Below are 18102 nucleotides of genomic sequence, written 5' to 3'. Positions count from 1 at the left end.
TTTTAATCGTCAACGTGCCACAGGCGGCCAACAGTGCTTCTGGGTAATCCTAGGTGCCGGCATACCTCTGCCTGAGAAAGACCCTCTGCCTTGAGTTTGCGTACTGCCTCGAGCTTTTCTGCGGCAGCGATTCTCTGTGGCGTGGTGATCTTATGCGGCTCGGCAGGCAGTGCCTCATCAAGAACTCCTAGCCGCATGAGTTCTATCATCGATTCATTCAAGACAGAGCGTGCTGTCTTGCCCTCGTCGGCTGCGGCCACCAGTGTGAGCAGCGACAGAGGTGTTAGGCCCAGCGCATGAGCCAGATCCGCACTCAGATCAATAGTCGGTGTCGTTGTCGCAGCCTCCAAGCGGCTTATGTGAGCCTGGTCAGCTTGATGCTGGAGGTCTGCTTGAGATAAGCCATTTCGAATCCTCAGCCACTGTAGCGTCGCCGCATAAGCCTTCCGCAGGGACATCCAACCTACCTCTCCAAAAAAGAGACGGTATGACCCGTTTGATAGATCCCACACAAATGCATATAATCATATCTATGGGATTTCTGGGTTGTTGCCCGGTATTTTGCGTGTTCGCAGAGCCTGATTTTCGGGTTTGCACCATGAGGATCATCAATTTATGGGTAATTCTTCGGAGCATGAGTTGCTCCGCGAGGGTGAGATATCGTCCTTTGGAACAGAGCTGCCTCAAGCCGAAATAGAGGCATTGGTGGCGGATCGTTTCGGTCGGAAACCCTACTGTTTGGTCGAGGATTGGCTGATCTTTCATGTGGACGAGCCTCCTGAATCGCTCGCCAGGGTGCGCGCCATAGGCCTGCAGACAATGTTCCTTTATTCCCATTGCGTCACCTACGACAGCCAGGGCCGGTTCCCTCCAGGGGGCTGGGTACGCTCGACCCTGTGCAAGTCGTTCGACGGTGTTTGCTTGTTCGAGACCCGTAATACGGTTTATGCCCTAGTGGGCAAGGGGCGTGAGATGACCGCATCGCTCAAGACAATATTCGGCTTATGTTAATCGCAGGCGCTAAGCAGGCCTGCTCCACACGAGATACGCGATGTTCAGGATTAGCATGCAAGACCAGGCCGGCCCGGTGGGTATGTTCGGGAACGGTCTCGCTCACTTTCACGCCATGTCGCGATCCTTGGTTACTCATTGGTATCACGTAAGCCTCAGACGCCGGCATGAGGGGCGGTTCGTAGCTTATGAAGAGATGCTGAACGATGAGCCTCGCTTGGTGGAGCTGCTGCTCTCCCAAGACGAGAGCATGGTCATTCAAGATGTCCAGGTCGTTACCCCGGCATGGATGAACAAAGGGTCAGGCTGGAAGATGGAAAAGCTGAAATCGCTCTCCATGGGGTTCAACCAGGCAGAAGTGCCAATCTGTGTTCTGCAGGTCGAGAGTGGTGATGTGTACGTCAATACCCATCAGCGCGACCTCGATGTCGATGCCTTGGTTGGGGTCAGGGAGCTATATCGGCGCAGTGCTGCAACCACCGGCGTAGCCTCAGCGTCGGAGGCTCTGTAGCTATGGACGACATCAATACCGTCGCAGTCGATTTACACGAAAAGCGCTACTCGGACTTCGACCTCCTTCGCATCGCCAAAGCAGTGAGTCAAGACTACGACGGGTTGGTCACGGCCTACCTGGTGAATGTCCATATTCATGCGTGCAGTGCTGTTGGTGTGGTGTTCGGTCACATTTGCCCTGGGCCGTACCAACGATTTGCAGATGGTCGGCTGATTCGGACATCCGACATTCAGTCCGTTACGAAGGAAGGTAGATTTGGGTCATCAACACGGTCAACTCGAAGTACGTTGTTGCGACGTTCAGGCGGGACGTTGGGCGCCGTAGCCTGCGTGAGTTCCTACGACTAGCGGGCGACAGGTACTTTCCTACGCCTCGTCGCCTCCAGTAGCTGTTGCATTTTTGTTTGGGCTTGCCCCGCTTCGGGGGGCGGCTGTCGTGACCCTAGCTCCGCTACGACGGATCTTGGCCCCTGCGGGCTACCATCCTCGAGCCTGCGGCCATCAATGGCCTGCGCGCCCCGCTTGCCAGTAGTGCAGCGAGGCTGATGCCTTGGCTTTCATGTCTCTGACTAACCTTGGACACTATGAATACGAACACTGACGCTCTGCCCGATATCGACATTGAGGGCCCGAGAACGCTTCCCTCGGATGTTTTCAGACCCCGCAGTTGAGGAGATTTATTGCGGCCACGGCTGGAGGAATCCCCTGATCGCGGTTTGTGATGTGCTTCAGCAGTGCCTGAGACGGCATCCTGAATTCACTCCCGTTACTTGGCGGTTTTTCTGCCTGAGCGCTGGGGGCTTCGGCAGGCCTTATCTGGCTGCCATGAAGCTAGGGTGTAGCTGGCTTCTCTTTGAGCGTTTTGCCATACCTCGTCAAAAGGTATTGCTGGGCGTATCTACTGATGAAGTGGTAAGCCTCGCTGATAGTAAGAGGTGGAGTCTTGATCTCCTTCACCAGCTGCTTGAAGCCATGTCTTGAGTCGAAACCGCTCAGTGAGAAGTTGTTAGCGGTCAGCTCCAAGCGCTTCTTGATTTTTTCGTCTACAGGCACCGTCAATCCATACTTTGTGGTGTATGACTCGATTGTTTCAACAATCTTGTAATAACTGACCCAACCACCATCCTGTTCAAACAGTTTGACCAAGTGATAGGCGTCTTGATGTTCACAGGCTAGTGCCTGGATACTGAAAATAATCGAGCTATCACCGTAGTCTTTCCCGCGTATCGCCGACGGCGGCAAAGGCCCCAGTACAGCTGAAGCATGCTGCTTTTCAACGTGGCTGGTGTTGTACCCGTCCTTCAGAACGGCTAGCAGCCTGAAGCGATGCTTATGAGGCATGATCATGGATACCGCACCGTTGAACAGCGAGAGCAGTTCATGCGCGACCTGCCATGCCAGATCATCGTCACCATCAATGTCGCAAAAGTAGGCAGAGCTGAAGCTGAAGTGGTCGTTTTGGCAGTCGAGGTGATGATCGACACCGCCCCAAATCCAAAAATGCCCAGTATTTTCGTTGTGGGATGCAATGTCGTGCATCAACATGGCGTTGCCGCCGGATAGCTGGACTTCCCATTCGTGTTTGGGGTGCATCAAAACGTATCCTTGAAGTGAAAATCGGAACCTATGTTCAGCTAGGCACTCACTCTAGGATATGTCGCAGCAGCACCCAACCGCCATCCGGTTAAAGCGCTGCTGTGCTGCCTAAATCGTCACCTTCGAGTGGTATTAGCCCCTCAGTGGCGCAATTTTAGGTGTGGCTTGGCCATTTCGACGCGTTACCAGCCCGTAAGGGTCGCTTACCGCCTACAGTTGTGTGCTTTATGCTGGCTCACTGATAGGCAGCTCTGCCGAAACTTCAGAGTCGTAATTCATCAAGTAGTTAAACAAAGCAATACGCACATGGGATTCAATTTCAGTAAACTCTCTATGTTCTTTCATAGAGAATTTTGACAAAAGCCTGTCGATTTCAAGAATTCCACCGCTGTGAGATATCTTGCTCCTACGACTGTAAAATTTATTCAGCAGGCTATTTGGATTTTCGACATCAAACTCTGAAAATTTCTGCATGAAGGTCTTGAAGCGTTTAGAGATGGAATAGACTGGCTGAGTGCACTCTCCGCATTTATTTGGTTTAATGCCAGATCTCTGGCTTTCAAAATCCATCAAATTTTCTATAGCAGAAATCAATCCAATAATCGCCATGCTTGCAGATGTCAGAAATATTTTTCGCATGCCCTGATACAAGAAAATTGAGGCGTTATATCTTGATCTGGCTTCCGAGCTTAAGTTGAAATATTTTTCAAAGAAAATATCTGCATCAGGATGAATCGATAGAAAGCTCATCGTGTAATTTTGACGCTGTACCACCCGATCAGGATCCTTTCTAACTACAAACATTTTAGAAGTGTCCGAGAACCCATCTATCGTTTCCTGAATCGATGGCCTAATGTTCTGCTTGCTATCAAAATCAAGCTCATAATACTGATTGGTGACAATGGAAATCAGAGCTATCAACTCCTTGAGAAAATCCAAGTGTGCGCGCTCTCGCATCCTGTCCCTGTAAAATATCTCATCAGGATCTGTCGAAAGCTCTTCATGTGGCGGCTGACTTGAATATGCTTGATTATATTCAATGTCCACATATTTTCCTTCCGTTATCGAGCTCTGCTTTCTACTAATGACTATTTGGAAAGCATCCTTATATCGATAATAACCACTCAACATTGACCCGCTCTTTAACGTGCTTCGAAATAGACCACTCATAGGACTCTCTAGGTTTTCTGGAGGTTAAGTTTCTCAATAGGCCAATCGGTGCTGTCTGGAGAACAGATTAAGTAATCCCGAATGCTGAATTAGTGCTGGAGGGCGTTGGCTCGTATCGCTTCCCTGTGTAGGCGTGGCAAGGATACTGTCGCTCAAATTTTTAGGTTACTAAGCGTTAGTTTATTTGGGTCGTAAGCTTTTGTCGATCACGGATTTGTCTACGTGATAGCTCCTGATGATCTGGCTTATCGATTTTAGAATTGGCGAGAATCCTTTGAATTCAATATTCGCGCGGTCGGCTTTTACGATTTTTTGTGCAAATATGTTCTTACTGTACGTATTTTTATTGGGGGGCTTGGTCAGGATTTCGAAAGTTTTGTTGTCCCATGGGGTCTGTAGCACCTTAGCTGGAAAAAAATCTTCCATCATGGTCGGTTTGCCGTCTTTTTTCAAAGGGGTTAGAACTACAGCTAAGTTTTGAGCAATATAATATGTTGTCTGAGACTTATCTAGGACAGTTCCCTTTCCATTAGCGATTACGTAACGATTACCCGTGACGTCCTTGATCGCTTTAAATATTGGGTCGGAGCCACTATCGTTGTCCACAACTATAATGGTTGGGCTTAGAGGAGGGTGTGCTTTGTATTTCCCACAGTTTTTTGCATATGATCGGATGAATGCAGCGAGATCAGCCGAGCCTCCATTTAGATCTAGTGCCCTATGCGTAAGTTCGGAGTAGTTTATAAAGCGGACTCTCAGCGCTGGCTTCCCATCTTTATTAGGCTTGCAGAGTCGTGGGAACCTCTCCATCAGAGACTTCATGGCGCATGTAAGGTAAATGTTGTCTGTTTTTCCTTCGCACATAATAGTTGGTATCGGAGAGGCGTAGAAGTTCTTGTAAAATAAAAAGTCTCCATGAATGATTTCAAGGGCGGTCTTTTTAATGGACTCGATTTTTACAATGCTGTTCTTCACGAGTTTCTTGCGATTAAACTGATCAACCATGTATATAAAGCTAAACAATCCGTCAAGCGATGCTAGCTGCGTATAGTCCCTGATCATTGGAGCTGTCGCTTTCTCTGCGCCTGCCACTTCCTTCTTGATCAGGTAGTAACCTTTATTAAACAGGTGAAAAGCCATTGCTCGAGCGGTGCGTCGAACCTCCGCAGGAGTATTAGTTACTTGGTTAACGACAAGGCCGGTTACGGACTGCCTATTGGTACGGTACTGCATGCGAGTCTTACTGTGGTTAAGCTCGAATCCGCTCTTTTGGATTATTTTTGTCAGCGACGGGCCCGCTGCCCAAGAGTTCCCACCCTCGTCAGAAGAGGCGATCTCTTCAGGAAAATTTTTCTTGTTGGTTGAGAAGGTTAAGTCATCCGCGTATCGTGAATATGAACAACCATTTCTCTTTGCCAACTGGACAAGCCTTAAATCCAACAAGTGACCAATCAGATTGGAAGCGACCGGTGAGGTCGGGCTACCTTGGGGCAGTTTGTCGTCATGACAAATTATCTGCGCCAAGACAGTGGCTACTTTAGGGTTGAGCTGGAAATCCTTGTTGTTGATTAAGAAGCCGCGAATCCTACCCATGTGAATAGAGTCGAAGAAACCTTCTAAGTCTACATTAAATACGTACCTTCTTTTTTTGTGGGTTTCAGCATTGGTGATAATGGAGTGCCCTGCTTTGAATCCATGAGAAATAGCCCCCCGAGCTTGGCCTGTGTTCTCGATGGTGGCCAAGCATTTGTCCAAGAGGGTTTTGACTTGCTTCTGAACGGCCTTTAACTCATCGCATGGAGCGCAGATTTGACGTGGGGAGCCATTACTCTTAGGGATTGTGAACTGCGTGTACTTCCCTGGCCTCTTGTACACTAGGTACGATAAGGCGCTTGGCGTGTAATTAAGGATGGCAGCCAAGTCATGAAGAGAAGCGGCTTTCTGAAGTTGATGCAGTTCCGACATGCAACATCCTTGTTTAAGAGCGGAAGCTTACAGGCACTCATATGCGTCCCGGCAGGGTATTCCGAAGCGCCAAATTGTGAGTCACGTCGAAGCAATCTCCGACACGATGGTTTCAAATGCCGACGAAACGCGGCAAAAAATCTGCCTGTAAGCCTCACGCGAAAAGTATCGTGCTGTCATACTGATATTGTCAATGGCTTAGCACAGAGCAGAGTCGTACCAACCATCCCTTATACACCGAGGCTGTGGAAGCGCTGAAGGTTTACCATCAGGCCGAAGCTGATGGGGGCGAGGGGGAGGAACTGGAACGCCTGTGGTTCATAGCTGAGCATCGCCTCCAGGCGATCACCGGCTACCAGTTGCACGCCCTAGGCGGGCCCGCTGAGGAAGATCATTAAAACAGATGGCCTACCTTGGGGCATGCAAGTGTACCTAACCTCCTGCGACCCATCATCGCGTGAACATTCTAGCGATTATCCTGGCGTCTAGAAGGGCGTGGTGAGGCAGCGCCGCCCCATCACTTGTAGGCGAAAGTGTAGTGGCATCGGTCGGATAATTTCGGACGTTCTTAGGCCATCGTCCATTGTCGTAAGCGAGCTCGCAAAACAGCTCCCAGTCGTAGATAGGTGTGTCTGTGACAAGCTTAATCTCTTCGTCGTATGTTGCCAGGAACCGGAGGAGCGCTGATCTGGCCTCGATCAGAGGCATGGCATACTGACCGCCCCAGAGCTGCGGCAGTACGATCTCCTTCACGAAATCACTGCAGTCGTCTTCTCGCCACGCGTCGATCACTTCCACGTAAAATTCCCGGCCATCCTCGGCGACCAGCGCCAAGGAGATTAGCTTCGCCTGCGCGCTGAGCCGGGTGAACTCACAATCTAGAAAGAGCCTCATGCTGTTGAAACTCCGTAATGACTAGGGCCCGCCTGACTATGGCGCATGAGGGGCAACTATGGGAGATGGCTCTCGCGCATTTTGGCTGGGACGGGCTGCTTCAGGTGGTTGTAGAGATGTGGAGCCATGCCGCTGTTCCGCCCACGCCTGTCGTTGAGCACCTGACCACTGACAAGGTGAGCCAGGGAGTCCTGAATATACTGAAAATTGCTCAGGAACGCGTCGGGGCCTTCGTACCGAGTCGAACGCCAGTTGCGGGCACAGTGACATTGTACGCCCGACATGCGAGTGACCTAGCTGACGGGCTCATTATGCGGCTGCCGAAGGAGCTGCTTTCGCGAGCATGGAGAGGCTCCCGTCTCGATATCGACCTAGGCATTTGACTTCCCATATGCTCCAAACTGCCGCTTGCGGTAGCCGTCCCGACAAACTTTTAGCCTACTGCCCTCCCATTGAGATGTTTATGAGCATTGATTTAACAGAAGAAGAAATGCGTCGCGCCCTTTTCGGTACGGCTCAGTCTGGACATCAGTTGCCCGCCGCTCCGGTGCAGGAGCCGGTGCCAGATATAGTGTTCACGAAGCCGGTAGCAGCTCCGGCAGCCAACAAAAAAGTCGCCAAAGCATTCACGCCTAGGCTCAGGGTCACTCTCCGGGTTGGGAACGAGTTTGAAGGGAAAATGTACGAGCTGATTCATGAGGCCGACACGCTGAGCTCGCTACTTGCCGAGCAAGAAGCTGTGACGGCTGCTAGGAAGAAGTACAGGTATGTGGAGGTAGTCTCGGTCAAGTCGATGTAAGCCCCGCCCAAGCCGGGTAGATGGTTAGCCATGCCAGAGGCCGTATGCATGGGCGGGCATGCTGGCCCTAATGGCTCTCCTCCTCACGTCCGCATGTTTCGCTTATGCCACCAACGACGTCCGCCTCATGACAAAGGCTGCAACCGAAGCGGTGAATCGCATCTTTAGGCCGGCTTCAGGTTCGGCAAGGCTGAGGCACTTCTCCTGGATGTGCGTCAGCCTGGCGAGTTTACAGATGATCTGTTCGCGCATTCGCAGCCTGCTGTGGCTGATAAGGTGATGGAGGTGCTGGATGAGATCAATGGCCGCTGGGGAAGGGGCGCTCTTCGTTTAGCCACCGTGCCTGGCACCTGAATGGGCGATGCGCCGGGATTTGATGAGTCAGAGCTACACAACGAAGTTAGACCAGTTATGGACGGTCAAGGCTAGGTAGTGGTGCGAAACTCCAATTGACCTATACCTGTTCACCTTCAACGGAGGCAGTACATGTTGAGCGAATTCTTGAAGATGTCATCCAACCTCAGTTCCCTAGTGGATGCCAATCCCGCGCTTGCAGTGCAACAAGCACGTGAAATCGATCTCGATAGGCCTGATTGTGTTAATTGGATGTCATTGCGAGCAGCCACACTGGTTAATGCCGGCGCCTCACTGGGGTGTCAGGATGCAATCGATGAAGGGGTAGAGCTATACCGCGAGCTTCACGACCTGTATCCAACAGCAGATGTCACCTACAACTTGGCAAATGGGCTCGTGGAGGCCGCAAATTGCGGCAGCGCTGATTCGGAGTGGGTTGATCATCAGGAGCACACCCGAGCACACAGAGCCGAAGCTCGGAGGCACTACTGGAGGGTGGTTCAGGATGTAGATGCCGATGTGGAGTTACGCACCCAGTCATGGACGAACATCGCGAATCAGTTCGCAAAAACCTACCGGCTCTCCGAGGCTCATGATGCACGCCTTTCCGCATTGAGGGTTGATCCAACGAACGGTGTCGCCGCCTTTTGCGCGGCGTTGGATCTAATGTGGCTTTTTAAGCGTGGAGGTTGCTCTGAGCTAACCCACATGGAAGCCGTGATGCTAGCCAGGCAGGCGCTTCGAAATAAGGAGCGAATTCTCCAATACGCCGGAGCGAACGTGGTGGCCAAGGTTGAAGCGCTCGCCAGTGAGCTGAGTGATCCGCCATCTCGGTCTGAGCATACCGACCCATTTATCAGGTGGGTGGAGGAGGAGCGCCTCACACTTGCTCCGGCTGTCGAACTCGTTGATCCATCTTTGGGTAAGCTTGATTGGCTCACGCTCCCTGGCATCCTTGAACGTGAACCTGAAAAGGGAGTTAGCCCTCCGCCACTGTTTGCCATGTTCAATATGCTGAAAGGCGATTTTTTGCTGGCCCGAGAATTAGCATGGCGTGCAAGAGACGAAAGCGTTTGGCCAAAGACGGGGCAATTTGCAGACACTCTTGACTATGCTTTATACGGCCCTGATACCTCTGCAATTATACTGGCGCACCGGACAGCCCTTGATCTGCTCGACAAGGTAGCCGTAACGGCAAACTCCTATTTCGAGCTCGGATTAGCGCCAAAAAAAGTGAGCTTCGGGAGGCTATGGCGGGATCCCGAAGACAAGAAAACAGACTCGGCTTGTAGAGAAAGTTGAGGCGCTGATTCGGGCAGGCGTATACGCAATGTACGGATTGGCCGAGCTTGCAGAGGACTATGACGGTATAGATGGAATTCTCCGCTCACAGAAGGATCTGCGAAATTCGGGTACGCACCGATTCGTAGTGCTTCATGACCTTGGGGATCCCTCGAAAGCGAGGCAAGCTCCTGAAATCGAGCATCACAACCGCTCAGATTTTATCGAGGAGGCCTTGCGTGCCCTTCGGGTCGCGAGAGCTGCAATCCAGATGCTTGCACTGGCAATTTCTCAGCATGAGGAAATCCTGGGAAAGCTATCGGATGGCCTTATCGGAACAATGATCGTTCCTGATCACCATTGGATTCGCGGTGCAGATGGGGAACTCTGATCCCTTGCTATGGAGCAGCCGGAGCGTTCAGTCAGCGTCATATTCTTTATTGATATCTAGGTGAGCAGTGAACTCTACTCACCAAAAAAAACGCCATCACTTTGTCCCCAAAGCGTATCTCAAAGCGTTCGCGAATCAGGGCGGCCAAGTTCTCGTTTACCGTAAAGACAACCCTGGACGGGCGCTCCCTGCCAGGCCGGATACAACGCAGTTTGAGCGCTATTACTATTCGCAACCGCTACCCGAAGGCGGTCAGGACAATAACACCCTCGAAGACATCTTCTGTGAGGTAGAGTCCGCATGGCCAGCCCTTGTTGAAAGGCTGACTCGGAAAGACTCCATAAACGACGACATTGAGCCCTTCATCCAGTTTGTTGCGCTTCAGCGAGCTCGTGTGCCTGCGGCGCGAGATGCGTTTGAGGCGGGGTTGGCGGCAACCGTTAAGGACACGATGAAAGCGCTGGTGAGGAACGGAAAGCTCTCACCGCCACCCCAAGGTTTTGAAGACATCCTCGACAAGGTAGAGGTGTCCATCGACCCTCATCAAAGCCTGCATGCGATGCCTGGCCTTATCAAGAAGATCGGCGAGCTTTTCGATACGGTTGGCCTGGCCATCATCCATAACACGTCAGACGTGCCGTTTCTCACAAGCGACAATCCAGTCGTTTGGTACGACCCATCAATTCCAATCGAAAGCCAGAATCCCTATACGATTTCCCCTAATGGGCCGATAGCGATCCAGTTCCCCATCAGTCCACACATGATGTTATTTGGAGTGAGAGAATACCGAGAGCGCTACTGCAGGGAGGGGCTTATGCATGGTGAGATACCAGACGTTGAATGGGTACATTATGTAAACACCCAAACCTGTCGCTTCGGCTATGGAGCTGTCATTGCCCAAAAACCAGGACAGGAGGAAGTGATTCAGGCGCATAGCGCGCTGTCGCCGGTGTTCGACCACTCTGCATTGGAGTTCGGCGCCCAGACAGTCTCAATAGGTAGGTTCGTCTTCGGATCACGAATAGCCAAGCCAAAGTGGATACCTCACAAAGATGAATCAGCCTGAACTCGTGCGGCGCCCGAAGCTTTATGCTGTCGATGGGGCAAGGCGTTAAGAGACATGAACATATTCTTGGTGTCAGGATTATCTATTAGTGGCACCCCCGACAGCGCAAGCGGAGCGCGCCGGCCCACGAAGGGCCAAAGGCTTGAGGATGGAGACCCGAAGGGCCAAAACCCGGCGTGACGGGGTTAGGTTCACGACAGCCGCACCCCGAAGGGGGCAAGTTCACATCCTGTTTATTAGTGAGTGTCCGCAACATGCAAGGGTGACCAAAGGCTCATTACGCGGCTGACGAGACGCGCTATCATCGCGCCATTAGCTCAATCGGGGCTCCCTTGACCTGGCATTCGCCTGCACCCCCATGGGCACTGAGACAAGGATGTTTGCGCATGGACGAACTCGTTCAGCATGTCACCTTACCAGCAGAACCGAAGCTGAAAGAGCTCAAGATCCTCGCTACGCTGGTGTCAAAGCTCAACCTGGCAGACTTCCAGAACGCAATCCCAGTGATCCATGAGCTGCGTCTCGCCAATGAAACTGGCGAGCGCTATCTCAATGCTACGTTGACTCTGACATCCTCGCCTGAAGTGTTGAAGCGGAAGAGCTGGCGCATTGAAGAGATTGCGGCGGAGTCGTTTCGAGCCCTTCCTGGTCTCGATCTTGTGCTGGATGGGCCCCTGCTCAGCAGGTTGACTGAAGCGGAAATGTCTACGTTCCTCTTCGTCCTGGAAGCCGATTGCAAAAAGGCTGAAGGAGGGCGCAAAGTTATTGCGCAGCTGGAGCAGGTCGTTGAGCTGCTACCTCGGAACCAGTGGGGTGGATTGCGTCATATCCCGGAAATGACGGCTGCGTTCGTTCAACCAAACGATCCAGCGGTAGAGCGTGTTCTCAAGCAGGCTGCCGAGTTGCTTCGTTTGAGCGAAAAGTCTCCTGCACTGGATGGTTACGCCGGTGGCCCTAAGCGAGCATGGCATCTTGCTTCAGCCGCGTGGGGTGCTGTTGCTCGGATGAAGCTGGACTACTCATTGCCGCCGGCCAGTTTCGAACAGTTCGGTCAGAAAGTGCGAAGCCCTAGCCAGATTGCCGATTCTGGCCTAGCAACCTGTATGGATTTGACCCTATTCCTGTGTGCAGCGTTGGAGCAGATCGGCCTCAACCCAGTCATCGTGTTCACTAAAGGCCATGCGTATGCAGGGGTTTGGCTGAAGCCTGAAGAGTTCACCACTACACTCATCGACGATGTCACGACAGTTCGTAAAAGGGTAAAGCTCAAAGAGCTGGCTCTGTTTGAAACTACGTTGCTTACTCAGCCATCAATCCCGTCGTTTGGATATGCAGTCGAACGTGGCGCCAAGCAGATCGACGAGGATGCCGAGGCCGAGTTCGAGATGCTGCTTGATGTTCGACGTGCTCGACTTCAACGTATCAAGCCCTTGGCCAGCTCCGAGGCTCAGATTGCCCGGGTTGTAACAGGCGACTCGAGCGAGGCGCCTTTTCTTCTAATTGATGATGGTGACGATATTCCCGACGAAATGGTGAATATCGAAATCGAAGACATCGCTAAGCTCAATCCAAAAGATAGGTTGGAGCGATGGCAGCGCAAGCTGCTTGATCTCTCGCTGCGTAACAACCTGCTCAATTTCAAATATGGCAAGAGAGCCCTCAAGCTTGAGGCGCCGGATCCTGGAGCACTCGAAGATATTCTCGCCAGCGGGCAGTCTCTGAAGCTTTTGACCCGCCCAGACCTCATGGATGGGGCAGACCCGCGTGAGAAAGAAATTTATGAGCAGCGTGAGCGTGAGGATGTTCGCCGGCGTCACGCTGAGGATGCGCTGAAGCGTCGAGAGGTTTTTGTCGCTCTAACTTCTCGCGAGATGGATGCGCGCTTGACCGAACTCTATCGCGGCGCTCGTACCGCTTTGCAAGAGGGCGGAGCTAACACATTGTTTCTCGCTGTTGGCTTTTTGAGGTGGACGCGCGAAGACAAAGGGGGACAGAAATACAGCGCACCTCTGTTGCTCATCCCTGTCAGCCTTGAGCGTAAAAGTGCACGTTCAGGTTTTTCAATTGTGCTCCATGATGAGGAGCCTTGCTTCAATCCAACTCTCATCGAAATGCTTCGGCAGGATTTCCAGTTAGGCTTAGGGACATTGGAAAGTGAGCTTCCTCGAGATGAATCGGGGTTGGATATTGTCGGGATATGGCGGCGAGTAGGTCACGCTATTAAAGACATTTCAGGATGGGAGTTATCTGAAGAAGTAACCCTAGCCATGTTCTCGTTTGCCAAGTACCTAATGTGGAAAGACCTGTCAGAAAACGCTAGCCACTTGCGGCAGAGTCCAGTCGTCCAGCATCTTCTCGACACCCCAAGGGATTCATTTGCATCTGATACGCCTTTCCCGGATGCCAGATTCCTTGATCGTGAATACGGCCCAGCAGATGTGTTCTGCCCCTTGCCGTCAGACTCCTCCCAGCTCGCCGCCGTGATGGCTGCGTCCAAGGGAAAAGATTTCGTGCTTATCGGCCCACCCGGTACCGGTAAAAGCCAGACAATTTCTAACATGATCGCCCAGTCAATTGCTCAGGGTCGACGCGTATTGTTTGTTTCCGAGAAGATCGCTGCCCTGGACGTTGTCTACAGACGGCTACGTGAGATCGGTCTCGGAGAGTTCTGTCTCGAAATTCACTCCAGCAAGGCGCGCAAAGCGGATGTACTAGCCCAACTGCAATCAGCTTGGGAGGCAAAGGGAGAGATTGACACGCAAGCTTGGGAGGTTGAGGCGCAGAGGCTCGCTTCTATCAGAGATAGTTTGAATATCTACGTTGAGCGATTGCACAACCGGTATCGCAATGGGTACACCGTGTTTGATGCGATCGGTACGGTCACCTCCGGTAATGACGAGCCGGTAGCTCCATTGAGTTGGATATCTCCTGAAATCCATGACCAGAAGGCAATGCTGGAAATTCGGGAGATTGGCGACCGCCTAGAGGTCAACGCTCAAGAGGTGGGGTATGAACACCTAGGCAAGCATTCACTTTCTGGAATCGGGCAGTCGGAATGGTCGCCCCATTGGACGCAACAGTTTGTGCAGGCTTCTCGTGATGTTTTGCCTGCGGTTCTTGATGCCCAAAAAGCTGTTGACGGATTTATTGAGTTTGCAGGGTTGCCAGCAGTTCCTCATACACCTCCGTCTCTTCAAGGATTGTCAGCTCTGTCTTTCGTGCTTCCGACTGCCGCCGGCCATGACTGGCGCTTCGCCTTGCTGCCGAGCGCCCGATCGATCGCGCAGCGTTTAACCGATGGGTGTAATTGGATTGAGGAGCACCGTGATCTGACAAGCAGTTTGTCGCAGATCTGGCCGACTCGGGTTGTGGGAGAAGCCAAGAGCGCAATGGATCTTTTGCAACAGCGAAGGACGACATTAGATTCCCTGAGTCCTGCTTGGTCTTCTGCCGTGATCGAGACGATCCAAGATGGACTCGCCAAGTTTGCAAAAATTAAGGAGCTGACAGATCAGCTTTCGGCAACCTACACCGACGCGGTCGAAACGCTCGATGTTGAACAACTTCACCAAGAGTGGGTAAAGGCTGATGAGGCCATTTGGCCTAAATCTTGGCTGGGCAAGCGTCGTGTTACTGCCACCCTCGCCGCAGTTCAGGCAGTAGCTGGAGAAGCTGATGTTGCAAAGGATCTTTCGACTTGGATTGAGATTCGTGGTCAGCGGAAACTCATTGACGAACTCCAGCCTGGAGCCCAGTGCGGAGACGTTTGGAACGGATCTAAATCTAATCCTAGCCACCTAACCAGCTCCCTAGCTCTTCAGTTCGCCTTGGCGAATCAGATGAACAACTCTGAGTGGCACGACGAAGGATTTGATGTCGTTGAACAGGGGCATTTAGGCGAGGCTCTGAAGGCCCAGCTCTCGCGCATGCGCGCTATTGTTCGTCTCGACAGTGATTTGGCTAAATTCGATGAGCTTGGTGGTCATACCTCCGGCCTGTGGAGAGGGCTTGCTACAGAGTGCGAATTACTTACGGCGGCATTGCAGTTTCAGGCTGAGCGGCGAGAAATAGAAGTGCGTGGTCGCCTAACCGATGACCATCCTCATGTGGAGGAGGGGCGTTGTGGCCAAACTCTGAAAGGTGACTACATCCTACTCAAGAAGCGCGGCATTCTTGAGCGAGAGTTGGCTGACCTTGCTGATCTTTGTGAAATTGTGCCCTTTTGGAATGACCTGAAGACAAAGGTGGATGACGCACGCCAGGCAGTGCTGTTCCAAGGTCAAATTGCGGTCGCCTTGGCCAAGCTAGCCCAAAATCCCGAGCAAATCGCAGGGTTTAAGGGGCCATTGAGTGTGCTGCTCGGAGAGGGTAACGCTCTGCTGGAACCTGAGGGCGCTATCCACCAGTCTGGGATCGCCCTCCGTGAAAAACTTCAACAGGTGGAAATCCGGTCAGCACATTTGACTGCTGTGGGTCAGTTCACTGAGCAGGCAGTAGCCATAAATTCAGAGCTGTCTCTTGATGAGTTGAGGAAAAATTGTGAGTTGATGATCGTGTCTGAGCCTCGTCTGAGAGCTTGGTGCGCTTGGCGTAAAGTCCGTGATGAGGCTTTTGCGGTTGGCCTGGCTCCGATTGTGGAAGCTATGGAGAAAGGAGCAATTACTCTCGGCAATGTGCGTCGAGTGCTTGAAGTGAACTACGCACGGTGGTGGTTGAATGCGACCGTCGATAACGAAGCGGTAATTCGAACGTTCGTCAGCGCCGAACACGAACAGCGCATCCGTGATTTCCGAGCCCTGGATGATAAATTCACTTCGTTGACTCGTGACTGGTTACGGGCGCGCCTGTGTTCAGAGCTTCCTAGCCAGGAAAGCGTAAGTCGCTCTTCTGAGTGGGGTTTACTGCGTCACGAGATGAGTAAAAAAACCAGGCATATGCCGTTGAGGGAGCTGATGAGTCAGGCACCGGGTGCGCTGACAAAACTCACCCCTTGCTTGTTGATGAGTCCGCTGTCGATTGCTCAGTATCTGCCATCAGGTACTACTCCGTTCGACTTGGTGATTTTTGATGAGGCCTCTCAAATTCCTGTCTGGGATGCAATTGGCGCGATGGCTCGTGGGCGTCAGGTTGTCATGGTTGGTGACCCCAAACAGCTACCACCAACATCCTTCTTCGGGCGCGCAGAGTCTGGATCTGACGATGAGGACACCGAAGCTGACCTGGAAAGCATTCTGGATGAGTGCATCAGTGCCAACCTCCCGACTCGAAAGCTCAATTGGCACTATCGTAGCCGCCATGAAAGTCTCATCGCGTTCTCGAACCAACGCTATTACCAGTCTGAGCTGGTTACCTTTCCGTCGCCATTCACTGCGGATAAAGCTGTCACTCTTCATCCTGTCGCAGGTGTGTACGATAGGGGTGGATCGCGAACAAATCGCATTGAGGCCCAGGCCCTCGTCGCGCATCTCGTTGCCCGTCTGAGATCGCCGACGTTCAGGCAGTCGGGACATACCGTAGGAGTGGTTACCTTCAACAGCGAACAACAAAAGCTGATTGAAGATTTACTCGATGAGGCGTGCAGGAAGGATCCGTCGTTGGATAGCTATTTCTCGGAGTCGCTACTGGAGCCCGTTTTCGTCAAAAACCTGGAGAGCGTTCAAGGTGATGAACGAGACATCATCTATTTCTCCATCACGTTCGGTAAGGATGCAGCAGGCCACACATCGATGAGCTTTGGCCCGATGAACGAACAGGGTGGCGAGCGTCGTTTGAACGTGGCGATAACTCGAGCGCGTCAAGAGCTTGTGGTGTTCTCCACTACGCGTCCTGAACATATGGATCTCTCCCGAACCAAGAATGAGGGCGTACGAGACCTGAAGCACTTCCTTGAATTCGCCGAGCGTGGCCCTCGTGCTCTGGTGGAAGCAGATTTTGGGAGTGTTGGAGGCTTCGATAGCCCCTTCGAGAAAGCAGTCGCGTCCGCTCTGTCCAAGAAGGGATGGCAAGTCCACACACAGATCGGCGTATCGTCGTTCCGAATTGACCTGGGTGTAGTTCACCCCGACGCACCTGGTCGATTTCTCGCGGGCGTCGAATGCGATGGCGCTACTTACCACCGCAGCGCTACTGCTCGAGACAGGGACAAACTTCGTGAATTTGTGTTGCGCGGGTTGGGCTGGGAAATCGTCAGAATTTGGTCGACCGATTGGTGGATCGATGCTGTAGGGACGGCAGACAAGGTTCATCAGAAGCTCACTGCGCTGTTGGAGGCTTCGCGTGCGAAACAGGCGGAAATTGATGCGGTTGAGGAAGCTGAACGGCTCAAGGCTGACGCAGCAGTAGCCGAGGTGATCGAAATAGCTGAGCAGGTCGGCCAAGTAGTATTAGGCGAGGAGGGTACTCCCGTTGCCAATGATCCTACGCTGGGCATGCCAGAACTGAAGTACGCGAGAGCGGCTGATATAGAGGACACGAACAAGTACGTGGCTTACGAGCCCGTGAGCTATCTAGTTTATCGAGAAACAGATCCTGCCCAGGCTGTAGACAATGTGAACCCAGACCTCTTCTTTGAAACAGAGTACACGCCGCTTCTGCAGAGCATGATCGCGCACGTCGTGAACGAAGAAGGCCCAATATTAAATACAGTTCTGGCGAGGCGTGTTGCCAGGGCTCACGGCTGGGTACGCACTGGAGCACGTATCCGGGATCGCGTGGATCAAGTTGCTCTCGCGCATTTCAGATCTCACGAGGAGGAGCTTGGTACCTTTTTTTGGCCGATTCATTTGCAGTCAGACTCAACTTCATTTCGCCGCCCTGGTGATGATGACTCTACGCGCAGCCTCAGCGAAATTTGCCTTCAGGAGCTATCTGCGCTTGTAGGGGAGATGGAAAGCAAAGGGCATGAGGCTGAAGCGCTAATTTACGCCGTCGCGAAGGAAGCAGGTGTCACGAAGCTTGCTCACGCTGGCCGCTTGCGTATAGAGAAAGCCATACGACATCGCAGAGATGTTTAGTGATCGATAGTAGCGAGTGGCATGGGTAGCCGCCTGAGGCGGCTCGCCC

The 18102-nt window shown here is 52.4% G+C and carries 12 protein-coding genes and 2 pseudogenes; 9 read left to right on the top strand and 5 right to left on the bottom strand.

Translation table 11 applies throughout. The features are described 5' to 3' along the window. Nucleotides 1-2 precede the first annotated feature (2 nt). The gene (locus J3P97_RS23525; RefSeq protein WP_057429668.1) at nucleotides 3-458 is read right to left on the bottom strand and encodes a helix-turn-helix domain-containing protein; all 456 of its coding nucleotides are present in this window, start codon (nucleotides 456-458) and stop codon (nucleotides 3-5) included. A 157-nt stretch (nucleotides 459-615) separates the two neighbouring features. On the opposite strand from J3P97_RS23525, the gene J3P97_RS23520 reads away from it, so the two are divergent. From J3P97_RS23520 to J3P97_RS23510, 3 genes and pseudogenes are all read left to right on the top strand, one after another. Next, on the top strand, nucleotides 616-1011 hold the full coding sequence (locus J3P97_RS23520; RefSeq protein WP_020308628.1) for a DUF6957 family protein: 396 nt from the start codon (nucleotides 616-618) through the stop codon (nucleotides 1009-1011). Between the two features lie 40 nt (nucleotides 1012-1051). Further along, complete coding sequence (locus J3P97_RS23515; RefSeq protein ID WP_192020406.1) at nucleotides 1052-1522, top strand: hypothetical protein; 471 nt, start codon at nucleotides 1052-1054, stop codon at nucleotides 1520-1522. A gap of 2 nt (nucleotides 1523-1524) precedes the next feature. After that, nucleotides 1525-1913: pseudogene (locus J3P97_RS23510) on the top strand (hypothetical protein). Between the two features lie 442 nt (nucleotides 1914-2355). Here J3P97_RS23510 and J3P97_RS23505 read toward each other — a convergent pair. From J3P97_RS23505 to J3P97_RS23490, 4 genes are all read right to left on the bottom strand, one after another. Continuing rightward, nucleotides 2356-3117: a hypothetical protein gene (locus tag J3P97_RS23505; protein ID WP_434672869.1), complete on the bottom strand. Its 762-nt coding sequence runs from the start codon at nucleotides 3115-3117 to the stop codon at nucleotides 2356-2358. Between the two features lie 228 nt (nucleotides 3118-3345). Next, nucleotides 3346-4167 (bottom strand): hypothetical protein, encoded by an 822-nt coding sequence (locus tag J3P97_RS23500; protein ID WP_434672868.1) that lies wholly within the window; start codon nucleotides 4165-4167, stop codon nucleotides 3346-3348. A 303-nt stretch (nucleotides 4168-4470) separates the two neighbouring features. Then, nucleotides 4471-6255, bottom strand: coding sequence for a retron Ec67 family RNA-directed DNA polymerase/endonuclease (locus J3P97_RS23495; protein WP_434672867.1), 1785 nt, complete (start codon nucleotides 6253-6255; stop codon nucleotides 4471-4473). Between the two features lie 450 nt (nucleotides 6256-6705). Further along, nucleotides 6706-7149, bottom strand: coding sequence for a 3'-5' exoribonuclease (locus J3P97_RS23490; protein ID WP_192020402.1), 444 nt, complete (start codon nucleotides 7147-7149; stop codon nucleotides 6706-6708). Nucleotides 7150-7612: 463 nt separating this feature from the next. On the opposite strand from J3P97_RS23490, the gene J3P97_RS23485 reads away from it, so the two are divergent. The 6 genes and pseudogenes from J3P97_RS23485 (at nucleotide 7613) to J3P97_RS23460 (ending at nucleotide 18053) form a co-directional block, all read left to right on the top strand. Then, complete coding sequence (locus J3P97_RS23485; protein ID WP_406227526.1) at nucleotides 7613-7948, top strand: hypothetical protein; 336 nt, start codon at nucleotides 7613-7615, stop codon at nucleotides 7946-7948. 103 nt (nucleotides 7949-8051) lie between these two features. Beyond that, nucleotides 8052-8381: pseudogene (locus tag J3P97_RS23480) on the top strand (DUF4113 domain-containing protein); the annotation flags it as partial. Nucleotides 8382-8434: 53 nt separating this feature from the next. Continuing rightward, nucleotides 8435-9604, top strand: a complete 1170-nt coding sequence (locus J3P97_RS23475) for an LA2681 family HEPN domain-containing protein (RefSeq protein WP_434672866.1) — start codon at nucleotides 8435-8437, stop codon at nucleotides 9602-9604. Between the two features lie 28 nt (nucleotides 9605-9632). Continuing rightward, the gene (locus J3P97_RS23470) at nucleotides 9633-9974 is read left to right on the top strand and encodes an LA2681 family HEPN domain-containing protein (protein ID WP_434672865.1); all 342 of its coding nucleotides are present in this window, start codon (nucleotides 9633-9635) and stop codon (nucleotides 9972-9974) included. Nucleotides 9975-10041: 67 nt separating this feature from the next. Beyond that, complete coding sequence (locus J3P97_RS23465) at nucleotides 10042-11040, top strand: DUF4238 domain-containing protein (protein ID WP_434672864.1); 999 nt, start codon at nucleotides 10042-10044, stop codon at nucleotides 11038-11040. Between the two features lie 386 nt (nucleotides 11041-11426). Beyond that, the gene (locus tag J3P97_RS23460) at nucleotides 11427-18053 is read left to right on the top strand and encodes a DUF3320 domain-containing protein (protein WP_434672863.1); all 6627 of its coding nucleotides are present in this window, start codon (nucleotides 11427-11429) and stop codon (nucleotides 18051-18053) included. Nucleotides 18054-18102: the final 49 nt, after the last annotated feature.

The sequence above is a fragment of the Pseudomonas sp. R1-15 genome (assembly GCF_051132085.1).
GTDB lineage: Bacteria > Pseudomonadota > Gammaproteobacteria > Pseudomonadales > Pseudomonadaceae > Aquipseudomonas.
This window is presented reverse-complemented; position numbering and strand designations above follow the sequence as displayed.